At 42.1% G+C, this 20,931-nt stretch carries 19 protein-coding genes and 1 tRNA gene; 9 read left to right on the top strand and 11 right to left on the bottom strand.

Annotation, left to right across the window (positions count from 1 at the left end):
• Positions 1–12 precede the first annotated feature (12 nt).
• Positions 13–342, top strand: coding sequence for a DUF1844 domain-containing protein (locus HUJ22_RS09415; protein ID WP_290876560.1), 330 nt, complete (start codon positions 13–15; stop codon positions 340–342).
• Entirely contained in the window at positions 335–760 is a 426-nt protein-coding gene (locus HUJ22_RS09410) for an NUDIX domain-containing protein (RefSeq protein WP_290876558.1), read from the top strand. Before HUJ22_RS09415 ends, HUJ22_RS09410 begins: the two co-directional genes overlap by 8 nt.
• Before the next feature lie 60 nt (positions 761–820).
• On the opposite strand, the gene HUJ22_RS09405 is transcribed toward HUJ22_RS09410, so the two are convergent.
• From HUJ22_RS09405 to proS, 5 genes are all read right to left on the bottom strand, one after another.
• Positions 821–1,474 carry an energy transducer TonB gene (locus HUJ22_RS09405; protein WP_290876556.1) on the bottom strand — a complete coding sequence of 218 codons (654 nt, stop codon included), beginning with the start codon at positions 1,472–1,474 and terminating at the stop codon, positions 821–823.
• A 213-nt stretch (positions 1,475–1,687) separates the two neighbouring features.
• Positions 1,688–2,338 carry an energy transducer TonB gene (locus HUJ22_RS09400; protein WP_290876555.1) on the bottom strand — a complete coding sequence of 217 codons (651 nt, stop codon included), beginning with the start codon at positions 2,336–2,338 and terminating at the stop codon, positions 1,688–1,690.
• Positions 2,339–2,404: 66 nt separating this feature from the next.
• Positions 2,405–2,812 (bottom strand): VanZ family protein, encoded by a 408-nt coding sequence (locus HUJ22_RS09395; RefSeq protein WP_290876553.1) that lies wholly within the window; start codon positions 2,810–2,812, stop codon positions 2,405–2,407.
• Positions 2,813–4,312: an NAD(P)H-hydrate epimerase gene (locus HUJ22_RS09390; RefSeq protein ID WP_290876552.1), complete on the bottom strand. Its 1,500-nt coding sequence runs from the start codon at positions 4,310–4,312 to the stop codon at positions 2,813–2,815.
• A 46-nt stretch (positions 4,313–4,358) separates the two neighbouring features.
• Entirely contained in the window at positions 4,359–5,825 is a 1,467-nt protein-coding gene (gene proS, locus HUJ22_RS09385; RefSeq protein ID WP_290876551.1) for a proline--tRNA ligase, read from the bottom strand.
• 182 nt (positions 5,826–6,007) lie between these two features.
• Here proS and HUJ22_RS09380 point away from each other — a divergent pair.
• Positions 6,008–6,081, top strand: a tRNA-Met gene (locus tag HUJ22_RS09380).
• A 123-nt stretch (positions 6,082–6,204) separates the two neighbouring features.
• A complete protein-coding gene (locus HUJ22_RS09375) occupies positions 6,205–6,843 on the top strand; it encodes a TM2 domain-containing protein (RefSeq protein ID WP_290876550.1) in 639 nt (212 codons plus the stop codon).
• A 251-nt stretch (positions 6,844–7,094) separates the two neighbouring features.
• On the opposite strand, the gene HUJ22_RS09370 is transcribed toward HUJ22_RS09375, so the two are convergent.
• A complete protein-coding gene (locus tag HUJ22_RS09370; protein ID WP_290876548.1) occupies positions 7,095–7,802 on the bottom strand; it encodes a response regulator transcription factor in 708 nt (235 codons plus the stop codon).
• A 471-nt stretch (positions 7,803–8,273) separates the two neighbouring features.
• Here HUJ22_RS09370 and aspS point away from each other — a divergent pair, with 471 nt between their 5' ends.
• Entirely contained in the window at positions 8,274–10,058 is a 1,785-nt protein-coding gene (aspS, locus tag HUJ22_RS09365; RefSeq protein WP_290876547.1) for an aspartate--tRNA ligase, read from the top strand.
• Positions 10,055–10,762 (top strand): DUF429 domain-containing protein, encoded by a 708-nt coding sequence (locus tag HUJ22_RS09360; protein ID WP_290876545.1) that lies wholly within the window; start codon positions 10,055–10,057, stop codon positions 10,760–10,762. Before aspS ends, HUJ22_RS09360 begins: the two co-directional genes overlap by 4 nt.
• A gap of 102 nt (positions 10,763–10,864) precedes the next feature.
• Here HUJ22_RS09360 and sthA read toward each other — a convergent pair whose 3' ends face one another.
• A complete protein-coding gene (gene sthA, locus HUJ22_RS09355; RefSeq protein WP_290876543.1) occupies positions 10,865–12,325 on the bottom strand; it encodes a Si-specific NAD(P)(+) transhydrogenase in 1,461 nt (486 codons plus the stop codon).
• Between the two features lie 218 nt (positions 12,326–12,543).
• Here sthA and HUJ22_RS09350 point away from each other — a divergent pair, with 218 nt between their 5' ends.
• The 3 genes from HUJ22_RS09350 (at position 12,544) to HUJ22_RS09340 (ending at position 14,310) form a co-directional block, all read left to right on the top strand.
• Positions 12,544–13,152, top strand: coding sequence for a superoxide dismutase (locus tag HUJ22_RS09350; protein ID WP_290876541.1), 609 nt, complete (start codon positions 12,544–12,546; stop codon positions 13,150–13,152).
• Between the two features lie 150 nt (positions 13,153–13,302).
• Positions 13,303–13,761 (top strand): BrxA/BrxB family bacilliredoxin, encoded by a 459-nt coding sequence (locus HUJ22_RS09345; RefSeq protein ID WP_290876539.1) that lies wholly within the window; start codon positions 13,303–13,305, stop codon positions 13,759–13,761.
• A gap of 162 nt (positions 13,762–13,923) precedes the next feature.
• Positions 13,924–14,310 (top strand): response regulator, encoded by a 387-nt coding sequence (locus HUJ22_RS09340; RefSeq protein ID WP_290876537.1) that lies wholly within the window; start codon positions 13,924–13,926, stop codon positions 14,308–14,310.
• Between the two features lie 11 nt (positions 14,311–14,321).
• Here HUJ22_RS09340 and HUJ22_RS09335 read toward each other — a convergent pair whose 3' ends face one another.
• The 4 genes from HUJ22_RS09335 to HUJ22_RS09320 all read right to left on the bottom strand — a co-directional run bounded on the left by HUJ22_RS09335 (position 14,322) and on the right by HUJ22_RS09320 (position 20,870).
• Entirely contained in the window at positions 14,322–15,980 is a 1,659-nt protein-coding gene (locus tag HUJ22_RS09335) for a mechanosensitive ion channel family protein (RefSeq protein WP_290876535.1), read from the bottom strand.
• A gap of 219 nt (positions 15,981–16,199) precedes the next feature.
• On the bottom strand, positions 16,200–16,991 hold the full coding sequence (locus HUJ22_RS09330) for a slipin family protein (RefSeq protein ID WP_290876533.1): 792 nt from the start codon (positions 16,989–16,991) through the stop codon (positions 16,200–16,202).
• Positions 16,978–18,312, bottom strand: a complete 1,335-nt coding sequence (locus HUJ22_RS09325) for a nodulation protein NfeD (RefSeq protein ID WP_290876531.1) — start codon at positions 18,310–18,312, stop codon at positions 16,978–16,980. The genes HUJ22_RS09330 and HUJ22_RS09325 overlap by 14 nt, the downstream gene beginning before the upstream one ends.
• A gap of 95 nt (positions 18,313–18,407) precedes the next feature.
• Complete coding sequence (locus HUJ22_RS09320) at positions 18,408–20,870, bottom strand: ABC transporter permease (RefSeq protein ID WP_290876529.1); 2,463 nt, start codon at positions 20,868–20,870, stop codon at positions 18,408–18,410.
• Positions 20,871–20,931 lie beyond the last annotated feature (61 nt).

The following is a 20,931-nucleotide window of genomic DNA, read 5'->3' as shown; positions in this document are numbered from 1 at the left end:
AAAGGAAATACGATGAGCAAGAATGGAGATAATTTAAACGAAGAACAGCAAGAACAACTGCTATTTATGATGCTGGTTCAACAGCATCAGCAAATTGCGATGATGGGCCTGGGGAAAATTCAGAATCCTGCTACCCAGGAAATGGAAATAGATTTATCCTCAGCTAAATATGCTATCGATACTTTAGCAATGCTCAAAAAATTCACGAAAGGAAATCTTTCGAAAGAAGCAGGGAATTACCTGGAACAAACACTTACAAATTTAAGGTTGAATTACGCTGAGGAATCTAAGAAAGCAAAGGCTGAATCATCAGAAGACGAGTCGCCAGACAAAGATGAATAAACCGCCTGTTGAGCCGATAACAGCTGCTGGGGGTATTATATTCAGGTTCAGTCGTGCAGGGGCGGAACCTGAAATCCTGATGATATTCAGGAATGGATATTGGGATTTACCGAAAGGGAAGCTCGAACCCGGGGAGGACATAGAAAGTTGTGCTGCCAGAGAGGTTTCTGAAGAGGTAGGCAGTGGAGTTCCGGCTATTGTAAAGAATATAGGCACCACATATCACGAATATCCTGAAAAAAACAAGACTTTTGGAAAAACGACCTATTGGTATTCCATGATTTTTACAAAAGAAGAGCAGCTGGAACCCCAGGAAGAAGAGGGTATTAAACAAGTAGAGTGGGTGCCAATTACGGAAGCTATTCAAAAAGCGGGTTTTGATAACCTCAAAAAGATTCTTAGAACCTTTTGGCAATAAAAAAAAGGTGTGATTTTTAAAAATCACACCTTTAATAACATCAAATTGTATTTGGAATAATTAGTTTTCCAATCGGAAGTTGATGGAGAGTGCATACTGTACACGAACGGGACGTCCACGCTGCATGCCTGGTTCAAATTCCGCTTGTTGTACGGCTTTAAGTGCTTCTTCATCGCAACCACCGCCAATACCACGAACTACACGGGCATTTTCAACTTGCCCTTGCTCGTTTACAATAAACTGAACGGTTACACGGCCTTCAATACCGGCTCTTCGAGCCATTTCAGGATATTTAACACTTGACTGAAGTTTGGCCATTCCACCTTTAAGTACTGGCATTTGCTCTACTACTACAAAGAAGTCTTCTTCCTGATCTTCTTCTTCAGGGGGTGGAGGTAAATCCATTGGAGCATCCATGTCTAATTCGGCATCCAAATCAATCATTTCATCTTCAATGATCTCATCATTGGGTACTTCTACCGGGACTGGGGGACGCGGGGGTGGAGGTGGAGTCTCAATTTGTTTCGTTTGGACAATTTCTTCCATTTCCACAATTTCCTGTTCATCTAAAGCCACCACGTTAGGCGGTTCAGTTTCAAGGGTCACTTTTACGGCTGTGATCATAAAAAGCAAAGCTATGATCAGTCCTGCCTCTAAATAGACAGTATATGACCTCTTAAGATCTGCTTCCGGTGATTTTCTTCTATTTATCATAATTCAAAATACAATATTAATAAACAACAAATTTAGTATCGCTGAGAAGAACGGGATTTTATAGTTCGTGTGCAAGTACATACACATTATTTTAACTGTTTAAACATATTTTTAGTGCCCAAAGTTCTAAAAAATTGTTTAAATGAATTTGTAAAGGTGTTTTGTCGACTTAGAACTATCATAAAATTACAGTTTTAATCTCCTTTTGAAGCATTAGTTACGAAGCCTGAAATGAACCACTTGCTTCATGCGTACTTTTACGAAATTTCCATTTTGAATTCCTGGGGTAAAGGTTTGTAATTTAATAACCCGCAAAACTTCTTCATCACAACCGCCACCTATACCGCGTGTAATTTCAAGGTCCTCTACTTCCCCCTTTTTGTTTACAACGAATTGAACAACGACTTTGCCTTCTATACCATTTCTTTTAGCAATTTTCGGGTATTCGATATCACTATAAAGTGCTTCTAATCCTCCTTTCATTTCAGGCATGAATTCGGCTTGCTCCAAAATCTCCGTTTCTTCTTTATCCTTGTTCTTGGATTTTGGCGGAAGTGGAAGGGTAGGGTCGATATCATTAAAATCCCCAAAATTGATAACAGGTGGGTCCATGGGATCGTCATTTGGTATTTCAACAGGGATTCGAGCCACTGCCGGTGGAGGTGGGATCTTCTTTTGAAGGGTTATCGGGGGGAGTACAATTGGGGGTTCTGTATGAATTACGGTATCTGAAGAAGAATTGAAATTTACAGGAACCTGGAATTTAAAGGCCGCAATAAAAATTAAAAGGGCGCCAATCAGGCCAATCTCAAAAATAAGAGGATAGTTTTTCCTGAGGTTGAGTTTCTTATTGAAAGATTTCATTGGCTTGGGTTTTATTTAAAGAATTCAATCTTTAAATAGTGAAGCCATATCCAAATAATAATAGCATTATGATGCGGTGTCAGGATTAAATTCAGGTACTTTTTTAGTTAAGATGAATAAAAACAAAATAGCCATTCCGGTACCTGAAATATCTGCAATGAAGTCCATAAACTCGGGGCTGCGTCCCGTAGGAAGCAGGTACTGAAGAAATTCAATGGTAAGGCCAAACGCCCCGCCCACCAAAAAAACAGGATAGAGTGTGAATTTATCTTTCAAAAAACGAATAATACCATAAAAGAAAGCCCATGCTCCGAACATAATAAAGTGCACCACTTTGTCTAACCCGGCCAGTGAAGAGGATATTTTATAGTCCACCGGAAAAAGAGTTCCATAAATAATTACCCCGGTAGAGATGATTAAAAGCGTGAGATAAAGTTTTATAGAGCGAGTAAGGATATTGAAGTATTTCGTCATTCAGATGATATCAATGGGTTCTAAAGAACCGGATTCTTGGGCAAAATATTGTTGAGATTTTTCTAAGCCGTCTAATAATGCATGAAAACAAGCCGATTCTGCAGTTGAATATGTTAACCAAAATGCGCCGACTTTACCCGCCAATACATCTCCAAAACCGGCTCTGGAAAAAATTTGGGTATCGTAACCGGTTAAATAGATATCGCCTGATTCTGTTCCAACCATTGTTGGCATTCCTTTAGATAAAAGAGTGATTTTATGTTCTTTTGCTTTCTCAGCACTCAATTTTAATCGGTTAAAACCATCACTTAACTTTTCATGGAGTAAACTTTCGAACTCTCCGGGGTGAGGGGTTAAAATCCAGTTTGCTGATTTTGGTTTTTCCCAACCATCCATTTTAGACAGTGCAAATAAAGCATCGGCATCAATAACCGCATCTCCTTTAAACTCTTGAAGAATATTTTGTACGAACCGAATGGTTTCCTTCTGCCTGCCTAGTCCGGGGCCAATAAGTAACTTTCCCGGTTTCTCTCTTAGTATTTCTAAGGTTTTTTTGAGATGGGATTTCTTAAAAAACAGATCTTCTTTATCACCCACCGGTTTTTTTATGATCTGTACCAGTTGTTTTTCATAGATTTCCAGAAGCCCTTTTGGGGTGATTAAAACTACTGCCCCTAAGCCTGTTGCCCATCCACTTTTAGCAGCCAGAATTCCAGCTCCTGTTAAGCCTTCCGAACCTGCTATCACGTAAAGTACCCCGCCGTCATACTTGTGTTTGTTTTTTCGGGGTGAGGGGGTATTCGCTTCAACCCAGCTTTGGTCGATAAGGTAAGCTGTTGGGTTTTTGTACTTGTTGGGAAATGAAAGTTCGCACAAAATAACCTCGCCGGTGCAATCATATCCCATGTTTAAATAAAAACCGGTTTTGAGGGCACCAAAGCTCAAAGTGAAATCGGCTCGAACTGCTACACCTAAAATCCGCCCGGAATCGGCATGAAGCCCGGTAGGGACATCCAGGGCGAAAACAGGCGTTTCTTGTTTATTAATCCACTCTATGGCATCTGAGAAGGGTACCCGAACCTCAGAGTTTAACCCGGTTCCAAGCATTCCATCTACTATAAAATCAAAGTCGGCTGGAGTAAAATCATTCCAATTGAGGATGTTGATTCCTGCATCCAATTTTTTCAGGAGTTCCAGGTTTTTTTGAGTATCGGGGCTTAAATCTTCCGTGCCTGCTAAAAAACAAACCGTGATCCTATAGTCTTGCTGGGAGAGGAGCCGTGCAATAACCAGGGCATCTCCTGCATTATTTCCTTTCCCGCAGAAAAAGATTCCGTGAGAGCCGGCCAGAATTTCAGACTGAATAAAATCTGCAGCACGTGTACCCGCTATTTCCATCAGTGTGAAGCCATCAATCCCGAATTCGGAAATGGTTTTTTCATCCATGAACCGGGATTGTTCAGCCGAGCATAAATAATATGAATGTGGGATTTTTGGCATGTACTTTCATTTTTTAACCGTTAAGCAATCAAAATTTGGCGGTTAATCAATAAGAAATCGCAAACAGAACTTTTTGTTTTGAGGGTTTACCCGTGACCATACATTCCCCTGCTTCTCCTTTTTCCAAAGGAATTAAACGGATGGTGGCTTTGGTTTCCTGTTTAATTTTTTCTTCGGTCTCAGGCGTTCCATCCCAATGGGCCCAAATAAAACCGCCTTTTTCTTTAAGAACTTTTTGAAACTCCTCGTACGACTCCACTTCAGAAGTATTTTCTTCACGGCGTTTTTTAGCTTTATCAAAAAGTTCAACCTGGATGTCATCAAGCAATTTTTTTACTCGATCCCCGAGTCCGTCGCGGCTTTCGATATTCTTTTCTTTTGTATCACGCCGGGCCAATTCCACATTGTTGTTTTCCAGGTCACGAGGGCCAACAGCAATTCGCAAAGGGATTCCGGCTGCTTCATGTTCTGCAAACTTGTAGCCCGGATTGTAATTATCGCGGTCATCTACCTTAATACGAACACCCAACGCTTTCAATTCATCATAAATACTATCCGCATATTCGAGTACGGCTTTGCGCTGCTCGTCACTTCGGTAAATAGGCACCACAACCACTTGTTTTGGAGCGAGTTTTGGAGGGAGCACCAGGCCCTGATTATCAGAATGTGTCATAATTAATCCTCCGATGAGGCGGGTGGAAACCCCCCAGCTTGTGGCCCATACAAGTTTGTGTTCTCCGTCTTTATCCTGAAATTTTACATCGAAAGCCTTGGCGAAATTCTGTCCAAGGAAGTGAGAAGTTCCGGCTTGCAGGGCCTTTCCGTCCTGCATCAATGCTTCTATACAATAGGTGTCCACAGCTCCTGCAAACCGCTCACTGGCGGTTTTTACGCCTTTTATGACCGGCATAGCCATATAGTCTTCGGCAAAAGTGCGATATACTTCCAGCATTTGGAGGGTTTCTTCTTCAGCTTCCTCTTTGGTGGCATGAGCGGTATGGCCTTCTTGCCATAGAAATTCCATAGTTCTGAGAAACAGACGGGTTCTCATTTCCCACCTCACTACATTTGCCCACTGGTTCACCAAAATAGGCAGGTCGCGATACGACTGAATCCATCCGCGGTAAGTATCCCAGATAATCGTTTCTGAAGTAGGGCGTACAATCAGCTCTTCTTCCAGCTTGGATTCGGGGTCTACTTCCACCCCGCCGTCTACGCTTTTGAGCCGGCTGTGGGTAACCACCGCACATTCTTTGGCAAATCCTTCCACATGCTGTGCTTCCTTTGAAAGAAAAGATTTTGGAATAAACAGCGGGAAATAGGCATTTTCATGACCGGTATCCTTGAACATGGTGTCAAGGGCATTACGCATGTTTTCCCAGAGAGCCATCCCGTTCGGGCGAATGACCATACTTCCGCGCACCGGAGAATGCTCCGCTAACTTAGCCTCTCTGATTACATCCAGATACCATTGTGAATAATCTTTTTCCTGTGTCGTTATTTTTTGTGCCATGAACCTTTTGGGTATGATTTTTTTACTTAAAGACGGAAGTTAAGAAACTTAGCGTACAGATTAAGGGCGGTGGCGAAAAAATGTTTTACCCTTTGTTATATAATGCCGTATATTTGATGCCCTCAAAAAAACGAATAACAATATAATTGGAATTTGTTACTTGGAATTTGAGAATTAACCACGCCGTGGTAGCTCAGATGGTTAGAGCGCACGACTCATAATCGTGAGGTCGACGGTTCAATTCCGTCCCACGGTACAACAAAAGGTTTAAAGCTCGGCTTGGAAACAAGTCGGGCTTTTTTTGTATTTGTAATAGATTATTTTAGAATAGGTTTTACCGAAATATTTAAATTCCACACCAATAATTTAAAAGCTTGAAATGAGAAAGGCAGAAAAATATGAAATGGCCCTGGTTGCCGAGAAGGCACTGGATAAGGCTTTTCAAAAGTATGAGGAAGTAATTTCTGAGCTGAAAGAAGAGAAGGGTTATACCGAAACCAACCTGTCAATTTCCATTTATGATTCACTCAGGAACCTGTCGCGGAAGGTAGAAGCTTATCTTGAGGGAAAAATACAGATGGATAAACTTGTGGATGAGTTTGTATTTGAATATGAAGTGGTGGAAGGGGAATTGGAAATTGAAAAAGCAGAATCCGTCCGGATGAAGAAGCTGGCCAAAAGAATACTTTTCAGTTACAAAGATTTTATCGGGCAGGTTGGGGGAAACAAAAAGATGAAGCTTCTGACACAAAATGATTCGGTTTCAAATTCATATGAGATCAAGTCTAAAGGCAAAGCTTATTTGTTCTGGTTTGTAGGGTTTTTTGGGATATTGGGATTACACCGGTTTTATCTCGGAAGAACGGGCACCGGTATCGGTTGGCTGTTATCGGGAGGAGTGATGGGACTGGGGGCGCTATACGACTTGTTTGCCTTGTCAAGAATGGTAGAAGAACAAAACATGTACAACGAACTGCGGGCAGCTAAATTAAAGCAGCTGACGGAAGGGAAGTCTTGATAGTTTCTGTGATTTGTAGGCAGGTAATGTCATAGAAAAAGCCACCCTCAACTCAATGAGCGGTGGCTAATATCATCTACAGACGGCTATTACCCCATTTGCACTTAAAACATACATTTAAAGCCGCTGCTCGTCAATGGAGAGATATACGTAATTTTTGTACGTGAAAATACGTAGTACACATAAATTCCAAGTACCAAGCCCCAAATTCCAAGTATCAAGAAATTGGAATTTAGGGCTTGGCACTTTACTTATAATAGTGCCTGTTCGTTTTCCATGGCAAATCGAACTAAAGCAGCCGTATTTTTTAGGTCCAGCTTTTTCAACAAATTGGTTCGGTGCTTCTCAACGGTACGGGGACTAATATACAGCTTGGAAGCAATTTCGGTGCTGGTAAGCCCTTCAGTAAGCAAACCCAATATCTCACGTTCTCTTTTGGTGACAGATTTAATGGGATCGGGCCGTTTCTTTTTGCGGGCCAGCCGGATATACTCTTTGGTCATCATTTTTGAAAATTGCTTACCGAGGAAGCGTTCACCTTTTGCCACTTTTTGAGCCGCGTCAATAAGTTCAAGGTGATGAGCAGATTTGTGGATCAACCCAAAGGCCCCGGAATCCAAGAATTCATCCAGGGTTTTTTGATCAGTATCTTCGGCCAGGAGGAGGATATTAGCATCAGAGTTTTTTTCAATAATTTTTTTGGCGATGATAATCCCTTCCATTTCCGGCATTGAAAATGAAAGAATACACAATTGTGGCTTCACGCTTTCAAAGGCGGTAAGTACAAGTGCACCATTGTCAACCTCGCTGCAAATGTTAAATGCACCGTGATCGCGCAAAATGGAGCTCAGTCCATATCTAAAAATTTCGTTGCCGTCCGCAACAATGGTGTCAATGTTAGTCATTTTACCTCCCCAGGTAGAAATGGTTTTTCCCCGACCCACGCGGAGAAAGGACAAATAATGTACTTAAAAATAGGGGAAGTTCGCCAATTTAATTTTTTAGGCGGTTTTGCCCTTTATACGAACACCCTGCCAGGCGCTAAATATTACGGTACTCAAAATAAAAACCTGCTCGCTCGTTTTGACAGGTCAAAACGCGGTACCTCCCTCAAGGGATGACTATCCGTGGTTGAATTGAAGGTTCTAAACCTAAATGACTAATGGAGGCTCCACCACCCCGGAAAGTCTCTCCTTGAGGAGAAATCCATTAATACGGTTGTTCCCGCATTGATGGTGAGAAGTGTTGGTGCCAAAGGCTCTGTTATCTGCTTAAATTTTTATCAAATCCGATGCCCGAGGCAGAAGTAAAAGCTCCGTCGCTCAAAAAAATGAGTTCATATCACATTGAAGTAAGCGATTCGTTTACATTATGTGTATTTTCAGCGCCTTAATCACCAAAAGTTTTCACTCTACGATTCATCGAAAAGAATGACCCTTAAAAGAACACACACTTGCGGAGAACTTACCGCAGAAAATATTGGCGAAGAAGTAATTTTAAATGGTTGGGTAGGCCCACGGCGTGACCTCGGCGGTGTAATATTTATAGACCTTAGAGATCGATATGGCATAACCCAGGTTGTTTTTAAGGAGAAAGATGACCAGTTACATGAGAAAGCAGAACAGCTCCGCTCAGAATATGTAATCGGGGTTAAGGGTAAAGTGATTACTCGAGGGAAAGAAAATATCAACCCGAAAATGCCAACCGGTGAAGTTGAGATTGAGGCTACTGACCTGGTAATTTATTCAGAAGCGGAAACACCTCCTTTCGAGATCAAAGACGGTATTCCAACCAATGAAGAAGTTCGCCTGAAATATCGCTACCTGGATCTGCGACGGCCTGAAGTACAGGACAAGCTGATGCTGCGATCCAAATTCTATCAATCCGTGCGTTCTTTTTACCACAACCTGGATTTTGCCGAGGTGGAAACGCCCGTACTTATGCGCAGCACTCCTGAAGGTGCTCGTGATTACCTGGTTCCTAGCCGGGTCAATGCCGGGAAGTTTTTTGCATTGCCTCAAAGTCCACAGACCTATAAACAGCTGCTGATGGTTTCAGGTTTTGATCGGTATTTTCAGATTGTAAAATGTTTCAGGGATGAAGATCTGCGGGCCGATCGCCAACCGGAGTTTACCCAGATAGATGTGGAGATGAGTTTTGTAGATGAGGAAGATATTTATGCCACTCACGAAGCATTAATGAAAAAAGTATTCAAAGAAACGATAGGATATGAGGTGGAAACGCCTTTTCCCCGGATGACTTACGAAGAGGCTATGAATACCTATGGATCCGACAAACCGGACACTCGTTTTGGATTGGAATTCGCTGATTTTTCTGAGATCGTGAAAGAAGCTGAGTTTAAAGTGTTCTCCGGAACGGTTAAAGCCGGCGGCGGGGTAGTTGGCATTACGGTTCCGGGACAAGGTGACATGGGCCGTGGCGCCATTGATCGCCTGACTGATCGAGTGAAAGAAGAAACAGGAGCCGGCGGGTTAATCTATATCAAGATGCAGGAAGACGGTCCGCTTTGCAGCGTGGCTAAATTTTTGACGGATGAGATTGTAGAGCAGATGGTAGAGAAATCAGGGGCCGGTAAAGGCGACCTTGTGTTAATTCTTGCCGGTCCCAAACCGGACGTGCTAAAACAACTTGGACAACTGCGGTTGATGATGGGTAAGGAGTTTGACCTGATTGATGAGTCGAAATTTAATTTCTTGTGGGTAACGGAATTCCCACTGCTGGAATGGAATGAAGAAACCCGTCGTTATCATGCCATGCATCATCCATTTACTTCTCCGAAAGCTGAGGATATGGAGCTGCTGGATTCTGATCCTGGCGCAATAAAAGCACGGGCTTACGATTTAGTGCTGAACGGGAATGAATTAGGCGGCGGATCGATTAGAATCCATAATCAAAAAGTGCAGAGTAAGGTGTTTGAATTGTTGGGAATTGGCGATAAAGAGGCCCGCGAGAAGTTTGGGTTCTTACTGGACGCTTTTAAATTTGGGGCTCCCCCTCATGGCGGTATCGCTTTTGGTATTGACCGGGCTGTGATGTTATTGACCGGCGCAAAAAGCCTTCGCGATGTTATTGCCTTTCCTAAAAATCAAAAGGCACAGAGCCTGATGGATAATTCGCCGGATAAGGTGGATGAGCATCAACTCGATGAACTGCATATTTCCATAAAGAAAAATATTAAGGATCAGTTAAAGTGAAGACAGCGGGAATTGACGGATGTAAAGCAGGATGGATTTTGATCTCTTTCCATGAAGGGGAAGAGAAGTACGAAATTCTGAGAGACAAAGAAGCACTGAAAACAGCATTTGAAAGTTATGACCTTATATTCATTGACATGCCCATTGGCCTGGAAGATGAAGAATATACTCGCGAAGCGGATGAACTGCTGCGTAAAAAATTAGGCGGAGAATATGCTTCCAGTGTATTCAGTCCACCCATCCGCCCTGCTTTGATGGCCCCTTCTTATGTAGAAGCGAATATGATCAGCCATGAGTACACCGATAAAAAGCTGACGCTACAGGCCTGGAACATTACTCCTAAAATACAAATGGTAGATGAACTGCTTCGTGCAGATGAAAACTTAAAAGACAAAGTATTGGAAAGCCACCCCGAATTGCTTTTTCAAAAACTAAACGGCGGTATGATTTACCAGAAAAAGAATCTTAAAAAGGGAATCAAACATCGTTTAGAGCTCATCAAAAACAGAGAAACGGCAGCGGATGATTTCTTCCGTGATATTAAGGAAGAATTTCGTCGCAACGAGGTAGAAGAAGACGATATCGTAGATGCGATGGTGCTGGCTTATTGTGCCAAAATATCTGAGGAAGAGGGTATCAAAACCCTGCCGGAAGAATTTGAATACGATTCTGAAGGCATGCGGAAAGCCGTACACTACGTTTAGAACATCCAACATTGAACAAGGAACATCGAAGGGAGAAGTAAAGCGGCCATTCTACATTACTTCAATGTTTGGTGTTGAGTGTTTCTTGTTCGATGTTCAATTCTACTCTTTATTTTTAAGGAGTTTCTTGTATTTCACCCCTGCTTTATACACCCGGTTCATACCGTTGAATGCGGCAATCCGGTAAGCTTCACTGTAGGTGGGATAATTAAGTACGTGATTGATGAAATAGCGAACATCGCCTCCTAACGACATGACTGCCTGCCCGAGGTGAATCAGATCACTGGCACGTTCCCCTAATATGTGGATGCCCAATAATTTGAGTGATTTAGTATCAAAAACCAGTTTCAGCAAGCCATGCTGTTGGTTGCTGATGTCACCTTGTGTAATATTTTTGTAATAGGCACGTCCGACGGTGATGTCTAAATTTTTGGCTCTTGCTTCCTTCTCAGTCAGCCCAATACTTGAAATTTCAGGGATAGAATAAATGGCGAAGGGAATTTCAGGCGGTACTTCCAGGGCTTCTATACCGAACATGCGGCAAGAGGCAATTCGTCCTTCTGAAAAAGAAGCCGAAGCCAGGGCCGGATATCCAATTACATCACCGCCGGCAAAAATGTTTTCAATATTGCTTTGATAATCATCTGTAACAACAATATAACCGCTTTCATCCTGTTCAACTCCAATTTTGTCAAGACCAATTCCGGAAGAGTTTGGAACCTTGCCCCCAAGGTATAACACGTGTTCGGTTTCTATGACACGAGCTCGCTGGCCTTCATTATCATTTCTGATTTCGTATTTAACTTCCGTAGTATTCCGCAAGGCATTGGATCGAATCTCAATATTTTCAGCATTTGAAAAAACTTCAATTTTTTGTTTTTGCAGCACTTCGGAAAGCTGTTCTGAGATCTCATTGTCCAAAAATGGTAAAAACTCTTCTTCTTCATTTAAGATAGAAACACGGCTGCCTAAATTTGAAAATGTGGTCGCATATTCGAGTGCCTGAACACCGCTTCCAATCACCAACAGGCGACGGGGGATATGAGTCAGATTAAGAACAGAGGTATAATCCAGTATCTTGTCGTGATCGAGATTGAAGCCTTTGGGCTGAACAGGTTTGCTTCCCGGGGATATGAAGATAAATTCTCCGGTATAGGTTTTTTTGGTGCCGTCAGACCTTGTTACCTCAACGGTATTCTTGTCTTTGAGAACTCCGAAGCCACGTACAGTATCAATTTCATTTTTGTTGAAATCGGCTTCCACTTTGGAATTCTTACTTTTTAGAATTTGATTTTTGTACCTCAACAAATCATCCATTTGATGATGTTGATAAGCTTTTTCCTGGGCCAAATCCTGGAATTGATTCTGGAAACGCTGAATGATGCGTGCGGTTTCCCTGAGGGATTTACTGGGAATGGTTCCTGAGTTAATCCAGGTCCCCCCGAAAGATTCTTCATTGGCTTCAACAACCAATGCTTTTTTGTCGAATTTAGAACTCTGCATTGCGCAGGAAAACCCGGCCGGGCCGCTTCCAATAATGATAACGTCGTAATCGTACTTCATAAATAAATTGAGTGAGAGTGTGCCTACAAAGATACTTCAATTTTAAGAGTAATTCAGAGGTACATTCACTGATAGTATAAACAAATCTAAAGGATAGATTCTTTAGATGGATTGCCGGAACGAATTTTAGCCCTGTAATGCTTATGTTTAAGAACGATAAATGAAAGGCGCACAATCTTTAAGCGTCAATAAACTTAAACCTAATTTGGAGACAAAAAATGGCTTATTCACTTCCCGATTTACCTTATGATTATGACGCACTTGAACCGCATATAGATGCCCGAACGATGGAGATCCATCATACTAAGCATCATCAAGGATATACGAACAAAGTAAACGCAGCATTAGAAGGGCATGAATTTGCTGAGTTGGATATCGAAGAAGTCCTTCGCAGAATTGATGAAGTGCCCGCAGATAAAAAACAGGCTGTGATTAACAACGGCGGCGGATATGCCAACCACAAGCTATTTTGGACTATTTTGTCACCAAACGGTGGAGGTAATCCTGATGGCGAACTTGCAGATGCCATTAAAAAAACATTCGGCAGTTTTGATAAGTTTAAAGAAGAATTTTCAAATACAGCCGGCAGCCGGTTTGGTTCAGGCTGGGCGTGGCTTTCTGTGGATGGAAGGGGCAATTTAGTAGTTCATTCCACTCCAAATCAGGATAGTCCGCTGATGGAAGGATATACTCCTATTCTCGGACTGGATGTTTGGGAGCATGCTTACTATCTGAATTATCAAAACCGTCGTCCCGATTACATTTCTTCTTTTTGGAATGTTGTGAATTGGGATCAGGTTGCTAAAAATTATAAAGCAGCCAAGTAAAGCTGACGATTGACGAACGACTTATGACGGTGGGCTCTTTGTTCACCGTCATTTTTATATTTGAGTATGATCATTCTACTCATGACTTATTTTGAATGAAATATTTCTTATTTTAAGAGTAATTAATTTCAAGAATTAAAAGAGACTATTATGCAATTTGGATTTGGAATGGGACCTGACACGTCTTGGATGAGAGAAGAACTGACGCAATTCGGAGTGGAAGAATTAAAAACTACAGACGATGTAGATCGTGCCATGAAAGAGTACAAAGGTACGATGCTTTTGGCAATCAACTCGGTATGTGGATGCGCGGCAGGAAATGCCCGTCCGGGACTTGGAATTGCTTTGGAGCAGTCTGAAGTTAAACCAGATCATATGGTTACGGTATTTGCCGGACAGGATAAAGAAGCCACGGCCCATGCACGTGCATATTTCAGCGAATATCCACCTTCCTCACCGGCATTTGCGTATTTTGTGGATGGAGAAATCAAAGCTATGATTCCCCGCCATCGCATTGAAGGCCGTACAAAGGATGAAGTAGCTACCGATCTGAAAATGGTATTCGAAGCTTTTGGGAAAGAAGAACAAGAAAAAGCTGAAAAAGAGTAGCATCTACTGATAGAAGTAATTGGAAATGAAAAGCCGTCTCATTGAGACGGCTTTTTTTGTGCCGTATTTTTTATTCATCTATTGCCTATAGCCCAAAAATAGGCTTTTTGATTTTGAAATATTACATTCCGGCAGCGAATTACGTTGGCAGCGGGTTAAAAAATGAATATTTCAAAAAAAGCAATCATTGTTGAAGACAACCTGATTCTTTCTCTTCTGTATGAGAATTACGTTAAGGAAATGGTTTTTAAAACGGTAGGTGAAATCAGTAGCGGTGAGAAAGCGGTGGAATTGGTGCAAAAATATGCGCCGGATATTGTAATTATGGACATTATGCTGGAAGGCGAAATGGATGGAATCCAGGCGGCTGAAGAAATCAGAAAATTTTCTAAAACCCCCATTGTTTTTATAACCGGGAATTCAGATATGGTTCACCTGGAAAAAGCAAAGAAGATTGAGAATACTAAATTTCTTAGAAAACCCATCTCAGAGGATAAGCTCAAGAAAGCTGTTGATTACTTACTTTCAACCCGAAAGTGTGAGTTCTGACGGAAATTTGGTCACTTATTTGCCCCAAAATCCACTTCTTCTCCATCTTTGAAAATTCGAATGCCGTCCGGTTTTCCCTTTTTCCCATCAGGACCAAATTCATGAACGGCCGCGGCTAATTCTTCTTCGCTTCGTTCTTCTCCAACCTTACGGGGTTCATCTTTATAGAAACTATCCATGTGTAGGGTTTGGGTTGGGAAGGCAAACTCAACACCTACATCTTTGGCTAATCTCAGAACTTCCAGGAAGAAGTTGTGGCGCTGTTGCAGTTCTGTGCTCCAGTCGGGGACATCAAAAAATACATAGACGAGTACATCTAATGAATGGGCTCCAAAAGCATTAAAATGCACCTCATACATGTCTTGCCGAAAATGCTTGTTGGCTTTCACAATGGCCTTGATGCCTTCCACGAAAGCTTCCATCTGTTCAGGCGTGGTTGAATATGTGAGATTCAATTCTGTTTTAAGCCGGCGGTATTGTCTCAATCCAAGATTGTCGATATCCGTGTTGGCGATATTGGAATTGGGAACACTGACGAGCGAATTATAAAAAGTTCGAATACGGGTTGAACGAAAACCGACTTCTTCCACGGTGCCCTCAACCTCGCCGGTCTTGATCCAGTCGCCTATTTTAAACGGACGATCCAGAAAAATGGTGATGGAGCCAAAGAAATTAGCTAATGTTTCGCGGGCAGCAAGGGCTACAGCCAATCCCCCGATCCCCAGTCCGGCTATGAGGGAGGCCACATTGTAGCCGTTGTTTTGCAGGATAGCTATAATGCCCATCACAACCACAAAAAAGCGCAGGGTTTTACGGATAAGCGGGATCAACTGGTCGTCAAGCTTGGTTTCGGTTTTGGAGGTGAGCACGCCGAGGTATTTGGAGAAGACATCCGCGAGGTTGTAAAACAGCCAAACCACGGTAAAGGACAAGACAATTTCTAAAGTAACCGACAGAAAATGGCTGATGCTCACCGAAAACTGAAGATTGGAGTAGGTGAGAAAGTAAAAGGCAACCAGGAAGATATAGCCGGATGGTTTTTCAACACTGTCAATGAGGTCATCGTCCCAGGTGATTTTCGTTTTTTGGGCAACCTTTCGAACGTAGTTGTCCAGAAAAAAAGTAAATATTTTCATCAAGATGAGTCCGGTCAGCAGCCAAAGAAAAATGCCGATGTACTGCCAGATTTTATTGCCCAGCCATTCCTGATGTGTCCATTCCGGCAGATTATCCACGATAAAAGTAACCCATCCTGAGAATGTAGCCTGATATAGTTCGGGAATATGCTCGATGGTGGCTTCCGAAAATACCCATTCGTCTTGAGCCGTTTTGGTAAGGTAGACTTCCGGCAGGGATTGAAATAAAATATACTGCTGAAGTCCGGAAAGGCTGTCAGCATAATTTGGATTAGAAGGGATTTGGTCGTAGTCAATCAGTAAACCGCGAGCGTCTAAAATCTTTAACAATTGGCTGGCTAGTTCTTTTTTCTCCTGTTCACTTCCATCCGAAAGCTTCATGGTTTTGATAACATAATCCGGATTTTGATGCCCGGATTGCTGCCAATGGAGAAAAGTGTGTACAGTTCGCTGGGGATTGGCCAGCAGATTGGCATCCCGGGGTTGTGGTTGATTCTGGAATCCAAACAATGATCCCGAAGAAAAAATAAACATCGAGAAAACGAGAAAAACTGATTTAGTGCGCCCCATGAATATTCAAATTTATTGAATTGATATGATTGAGAGGGCTAAATTTAAGAAATGTTAGGATGGGAGATGAAAAGAATATCAAAAACTAAAGGGGTATTATTGGGATAGGAAGTTCATATAAAAAAGGCTTCGATGCAGAGCACCGAAGCCGGTTAAGTATAAAATTTGAAGTATTACAGGTTATTAGTCTTTCGACTTACCTCTTTCAGCCATGGTTTTGAAGGCTTCGAGAAAATCCATCGGCAGCGGCAAGAAGGCAAAGGTGGCATTCTCTTCACTGATCTCATTCATGGTTTGCAGGAAGCGAAGCTGTAACGCGGCCGGTGCTGTTTCGATCATCTTGGCTGCATCTACCAGTCGCTCTGCAGCTTGGAATTCACCTTCAGCATTAATGACTTTAGCTCTACGGTCACGCTCGGTCTCAGCCTGACGGGCCATGGCTCTTTTCATATTCTCAGGCAGCACCACATCGCGAACTTCCACTGAAACAACTTTTATTCCCCATGGGTCAGTCTGGCGGTCAATAATTTCCTGTATATTTTTATTTACTTTTTCGCGATTAGCAAGTAACTCATCTAATTCAACCTGTCCGACAATGCTTCGCAAAGTAGTTTGAGCCAGCATAGAGGTAGCATGAATGTATCGTTCAACCTGTATGACAGCGGCTTCAGCATCTACAACGCGGAAAAAAGTGATGGCATCCACATTGACGGTCACGTTATCTTTGGTAATAACTTCCTGTTTGTCAACATTGATAGTCAGTACTCGAAGGTCAACTCTTTCCACCCTATCAATGAATGGAATAAGCACGATCAAGCCGGGGCCTTTAACGCTTTGAAATTTACCAAGCCTGAATACAACAGCTCGTTCATATTCACGCAGGATTTTAAATACCTGGGGTGCCAGCAGTACAAAAAATACAACCAGCGTTATTACCCATGTAATGTATCCGGAAAAAATCTCAGTTGACTCCATGGTCAATCTCCTTTTTTGGTGTGTACGGTTTAACGGTTACGGTCAGTCCTTCAAAGCGGACGATCTCGCACCATTCGTTAGATTTAATTTCTTCTGCTTCAGTAACGGCATTCCAATATTCGCCGGCAATAAGCACGCGCCCTCCGGTTTCAGTCACTTTGTCAATGACTTTGGCTTTTTTACCAATCATTGATTCCAGTCCGGTTCGGTGGCCGGTAAACTGAGCTTTAATTCCTGAAGTGGCAATCCACCCAAAGAAGATTACCATTAAGATAGTGGCCGGAACCAACCAGTACCAGTCTAACTGCATTTCCTGAGGGAAATCCTGGAATAGCATTAAAGCTCCTAAAAAGAATGAAACAGCACCTCCGGTCATGAGAATTCCAAAAGTTGGTGTAAATGCTTCAGTTACAAAAAGTACAATAGCCAACCCAATTAAAATAAAGCCTGCAACATTTATTGGCATGGCTGCCGAGCCATAAAGTAATAAAATCAGGGCAATTACTCCTGCAACCCCCGGAACGATAGCCCCGGGATTGGTAACTTCCCCTACAATGCCGTAAATAGCCACCATAGTTAAAATGAGCATAATCTCAGGGCGCATGATGAAGCTGAAGAATTTTTCAGCAAAATTTTCATCCAGTTGTTTAATCGTAGCTTGAGCCGTTTGCAGCGTTTTTCCTTCAACTTCTTTGCCGTCAATTTGGGTCAAAAGTTCATTTAAATCACCGGCAATCAAGTCGATTACATTGAGTTCAAGGGCTTCCGTTTCTGTGATGGCTTCGCCATCCCGTACAGCCGATTTGGCCCATTCGGCATTGCGATCCCGTTCCTTTGCGATACTTTCAATAAAACTTTCAGAATAGTTAAAAATCTTTTTTTGCATCACCGTATCCTGTTGCCCGCCGCCCATCGAAACCGGTGAAGCTGCCCCGATAGTGGTAGTCGGCGCCATTACAGCAATATGGGCTGCAAGAGTGATAAAGGTGCCGGCGCTTCCTGCATTACCGCCCGAAGGTGTTACATAAACAACAATCGGTATTTCGGAAGCCAGCATTAATTGAACGATATCCTGAGTTGAAGTTAATAAACCGCCCGGGGTATCCATTTCTATAATCAGGGCTTGGGAATTGTCGGCAATAGCATTTTCAAGGCCGCGCGAAATATAATTGGTGGTGGTAGGGCCAATGGTTCCTTTAATAGTAATTACTGTGACGAAGGTTTCCACAGTAGTATCAGGCTGAACGGTTTCTGCCGAAGCCGGGTAGGTTGAACCCAGCGTCCACACGAAAACTAATAAAAGGTGTGTTATCCATTTCATACTAACTCAATGAATGCCTGTTTTGAAAGGTTCCATGAGTGTAAGCAAAGGATGTGAATTTTTAAAGAAAAAGCGGTTTAATTTTTAAGAAAGAGTTATTCATTGCGAATTGCCTCAACGGGGTTAATCATTGCGGCTTTTATAGAATGGTAACTGACCGTAGCCAGAGCTATGATTAAAATTACAGCTGCAGCTCCTAAAAAGATGCCGGGTAGGTTTGACGCTAAATCAAAGCGATAAGGGAAATTTTCGAGCCAGCGAGCAGCCGCATAATAAGTGAGGGGCCATGCAATGAGATTGGCAATACCAACCAGCAACAAAAACTCTTTTGATAACAGGGAAATAATGTTGCCCATGGAGGCCCCGAGGCTTTTCCTGATCCCGATTTCTTTTTTCTTGAGCTGCGCTGAATAGGAAGCTAATCCCAAAAGTCCCAGGCAGGCAATGATGATACATAAAATTGAAAAGGCAGAAGCCAGGGAACTCATAGTGAGTTCAGCTTCATATATTTCATTAAGGCGTTCATCTAAAAAGCGATACTCAAAAGGATCTATGGGATTGAGTTCCTTCCAAATACTTTCCAGATGTTCTATAGCGGGTGTAGGGTTGCCGGGCGCGATTTCAATAGCGGTATGCTCCACAGACCTGAGAATGGCATTGGTTCCCTCCACTAATTTAATGACCAGCGGCTCTATTTCTTTTTTCAGAGAAGAGTAGTTAAAGTTTTCAACTACCCCGATAACCGTGAATGTCTGCCGTTCACCTTGTGGTGGGAAATAGTAAAATATCTCACCCAGGGCTTCTTCGGGACTATCCGCTTCAAGCTGATTGAGCATTTCCCTGTTAATAAGCAGGCTTTGCTGGGGATCACTGGGAAAGTCTTTTGAAAAATTCCGGCCGGATAAAACCTGTAAATCAAAAGTTTCAATGAAATTGTGTGTGACATGCAGCACTAAGTTTGAGGCATCTTCACCCTCGCCTGTACCGGCTGGCACATAACGATAATATTCTTGTTTTTCGGATCCCGGGATTTTTCCGAGCCCGGTAATGGATTGAATTTGAGCATGAGTTAATCCCTGTTCTATGAAAGTATCAAATTCCCAGGAAATCAGGTTTTGTTTGGTAGGCAGTAAAAGCACATTGTTTTTATCGAAACCCAGATCCTTCTCTTGTATAAATTTGAGCTGCATAAAAATAACTGCAGTACCAATCAGCAAGATAACGGAGAGAGTAAATTGAAAAGTAACCAAGCCTTTACGGAAAAGAGTTCCGGTATTGCTGTTAGAAATTTTTCCTTTTAATACTTCAGTTGGTTTAAAGGAGGATAAAAATATAGCCGGATAGGAACCTGAGAGGAAAGCGACAAATAGTGTCAACAGTAAAAGTAAAGGGATAGTGTACATGTTTTGGAACAAGCTAAACTCCAGTTCTTTCCCTGTGAGTTCATTAAAAAAGGGAAGGCCGATATGCACCAAAAGGTATCCGAATAGAATGGCAATGAATGAAACGAAAAAGGATTCTCCTATAAATTGGTAGAAAAGTTGTTGGCGATATCCTCCCATCACTTTCCGGAGTCCGACTTCCCGGCTTCGTTCCAATGAACGTGCCGTTGAAAGGTTCATAAAATTGATACAGGCTATTATGACTATAAAACCGGCTACTGCAATTAATATATAGATATATAAATAAGAACTGTTGGGGTTCATTTCCTGATCTCGATCAGAATATAGATGAATATCAGTAATGGGTTGCAGGTTTAATGATAGGGTTTCATCAGTTGGCCATCCGGTATAAGCATAGTAATAGTTATCGGCTATGGTATTCAACTGTGATTCGAGTTGTTGGGGGTTTGCAGACTCATTTAGCAAAATGTATGTCCAAACAGGATTCCAAAACCAGCTCTGATCATAGTTGGGGCTTCTTGCATAGATTTCATTTAAGCTGGTAAAAGATGCAACCAAATCAATATCTATATGAGATTCGTCAGGCCAGGTTTTCATTACCCCTGTAACGGTCATTTCCCGAATGCCTTTATAACTTAAAGATTGCCCAATCGGGTTTTCATCTCCAAAGTATTTTTCTGCCAATTCTTCACTGATAACCAGAGAAAGAGGATTTTTAAGAGCTTCGGAGGGATTTCCACGTATTAATTCAGCAGAGAAAACATCAAAAAAAGTAGAATCCACGAAATAGAAATTGTTTTCGCGGAAAGAAATTTGGTCTTCCCTGTTAAGGAAGGTGTGGGAAGGTTCTTGCATATCAAAGAAGCGTACGGACTTCTCAATCAATTCGGGAAATTCCGCATCCAGAACCGGTCCCAGGCGAAAAGGAGTGGATGCCTGCTCTTCTACTCGTTCGGATGAAGTTGTAGTTTGGACTACCCGGTAAATACGCTCTGACTGCGAGTGGAAGTTATCGTAACTCCATTCATGTACAACATAGAGAATGATTAACAAACAGGTAGCTAATCCAATAGCCAACCCAGAAATATTGATAAGAGAATACACCTTATTTTTAAGGAGATTTCTTATCGCAATCTTAATGTAATTTTTAAACATTAGCGATACCTCTTAAAACCAACGAACCAAACAATTTGTAATACCCTGTTAAAAAACTTTA

It is taken from the genome of Gracilimonas sp. (assembly GCF_014762685.1).
Taxonomy (GTDB): Bacteria; Bacteroidota; Rhodothermia; order Balneolales; family Balneolaceae; genus Gracilimonas.
This window is presented reverse-complemented; position numbering and strand designations above follow the sequence as displayed.

What these genes read in the sequence shown, in the direction of transcription:
- HUJ22_RS09415 (WP_290876560.1), top strand. Translation starts at nt 13, where the DNA reads ATGAGCAAGAATGGAGATAATTTAAACGAAGAACAGCAAGAACAACTG.
- HUJ22_RS09410 (WP_290876558.1), top strand. Translation starts at nt 335, where the DNA reads ATGAATAAACCGCCTGTTGAGCCGATAACAGCTGCTGGGGGTATTATA.
- HUJ22_RS09405 (WP_290876556.1), bottom strand. Translation starts at nt 1,474, where the DNA reads ATGATAAATAGAAGAAAATCACCGGAAGCAGATCTTAAGAGGTCATAT.
- HUJ22_RS09400 (WP_290876555.1), bottom strand. Translation starts at nt 2,338, where the DNA reads ATGAAATCTTTCAATAAGAAACTCAACCTCAGGAAAAACTATCCTCTT.
- HUJ22_RS09395 (WP_290876553.1), bottom strand. Translation starts at nt 2,812, where the DNA reads ATGACGAAATACTTCAATATCCTTACTCGCTCTATAAAACTTTATCTC.
- HUJ22_RS09390 (WP_290876552.1), bottom strand. Translation starts at nt 4,312, where the DNA reads ATGCCAAAAATCCCACATTCATATTATTTATGCTCGGCTGAACAATCC.
- proS (WP_290876551.1), bottom strand. Translation starts at nt 5,825, where the DNA reads ATGGCACAAAAAATAACGACACAGGAAAAAGATTATTCACAATGGTAT.
- HUJ22_RS09375 (WP_290876550.1), top strand. Translation starts at nt 6,205, where the DNA reads ATGAGAAAGGCAGAAAAATATGAAATGGCCCTGGTTGCCGAGAAGGCA.
- aspS (WP_290876547.1), top strand. Translation starts at nt 8,274, where the DNA reads ATGACCCTTAAAAGAACACACACTTGCGGAGAACTTACCGCAGAAAAT.
- sthA (WP_290876543.1), bottom strand. Translation starts at nt 12,325, where the DNA reads ATGAAGTACGATTACGACGTTATCATTATTGGAAGCGGCCCGGCCGGG.
- HUJ22_RS09350 (WP_290876541.1), top strand. Translation starts at nt 12,544, where the DNA reads ATGGCTTATTCACTTCCCGATTTACCTTATGATTATGACGCACTTGAA.
- HUJ22_RS09345 (WP_290876539.1), top strand. Translation starts at nt 13,303, where the DNA reads ATGCAATTTGGATTTGGAATGGGACCTGACACGTCTTGGATGAGAGAA.
- HUJ22_RS09340 (WP_290876537.1), top strand. Translation starts at nt 13,924, where the DNA reads ATGAATATTTCAAAAAAAGCAATCATTGTTGAAGACAACCTGATTCTT.
- HUJ22_RS09335 (WP_290876535.1), bottom strand. Translation starts at nt 15,980, where the DNA reads ATGTTTATTTTTTCTTCGGGATCATTGTTTGGATTCCAGAATCAACCA.
- HUJ22_RS09330 (WP_290876533.1), bottom strand. Translation starts at nt 16,991, where the DNA reads ATGGAGTCAACTGAGATTTTTTCCGGATACATTACATGGGTAATAACG.
- HUJ22_RS09325 (WP_290876531.1), bottom strand. Translation starts at nt 18,312, where the DNA reads ATGAAATGGATAACACACCTTTTATTAGTTTTCGTGTGGACGCTGGGT.
- HUJ22_RS09320 (WP_290876529.1), bottom strand. Translation starts at nt 20,870, where the DNA reads ATGTTTAAAAATTACATTAAGATTGCGATAAGAAATCTCCTTAAAAAT.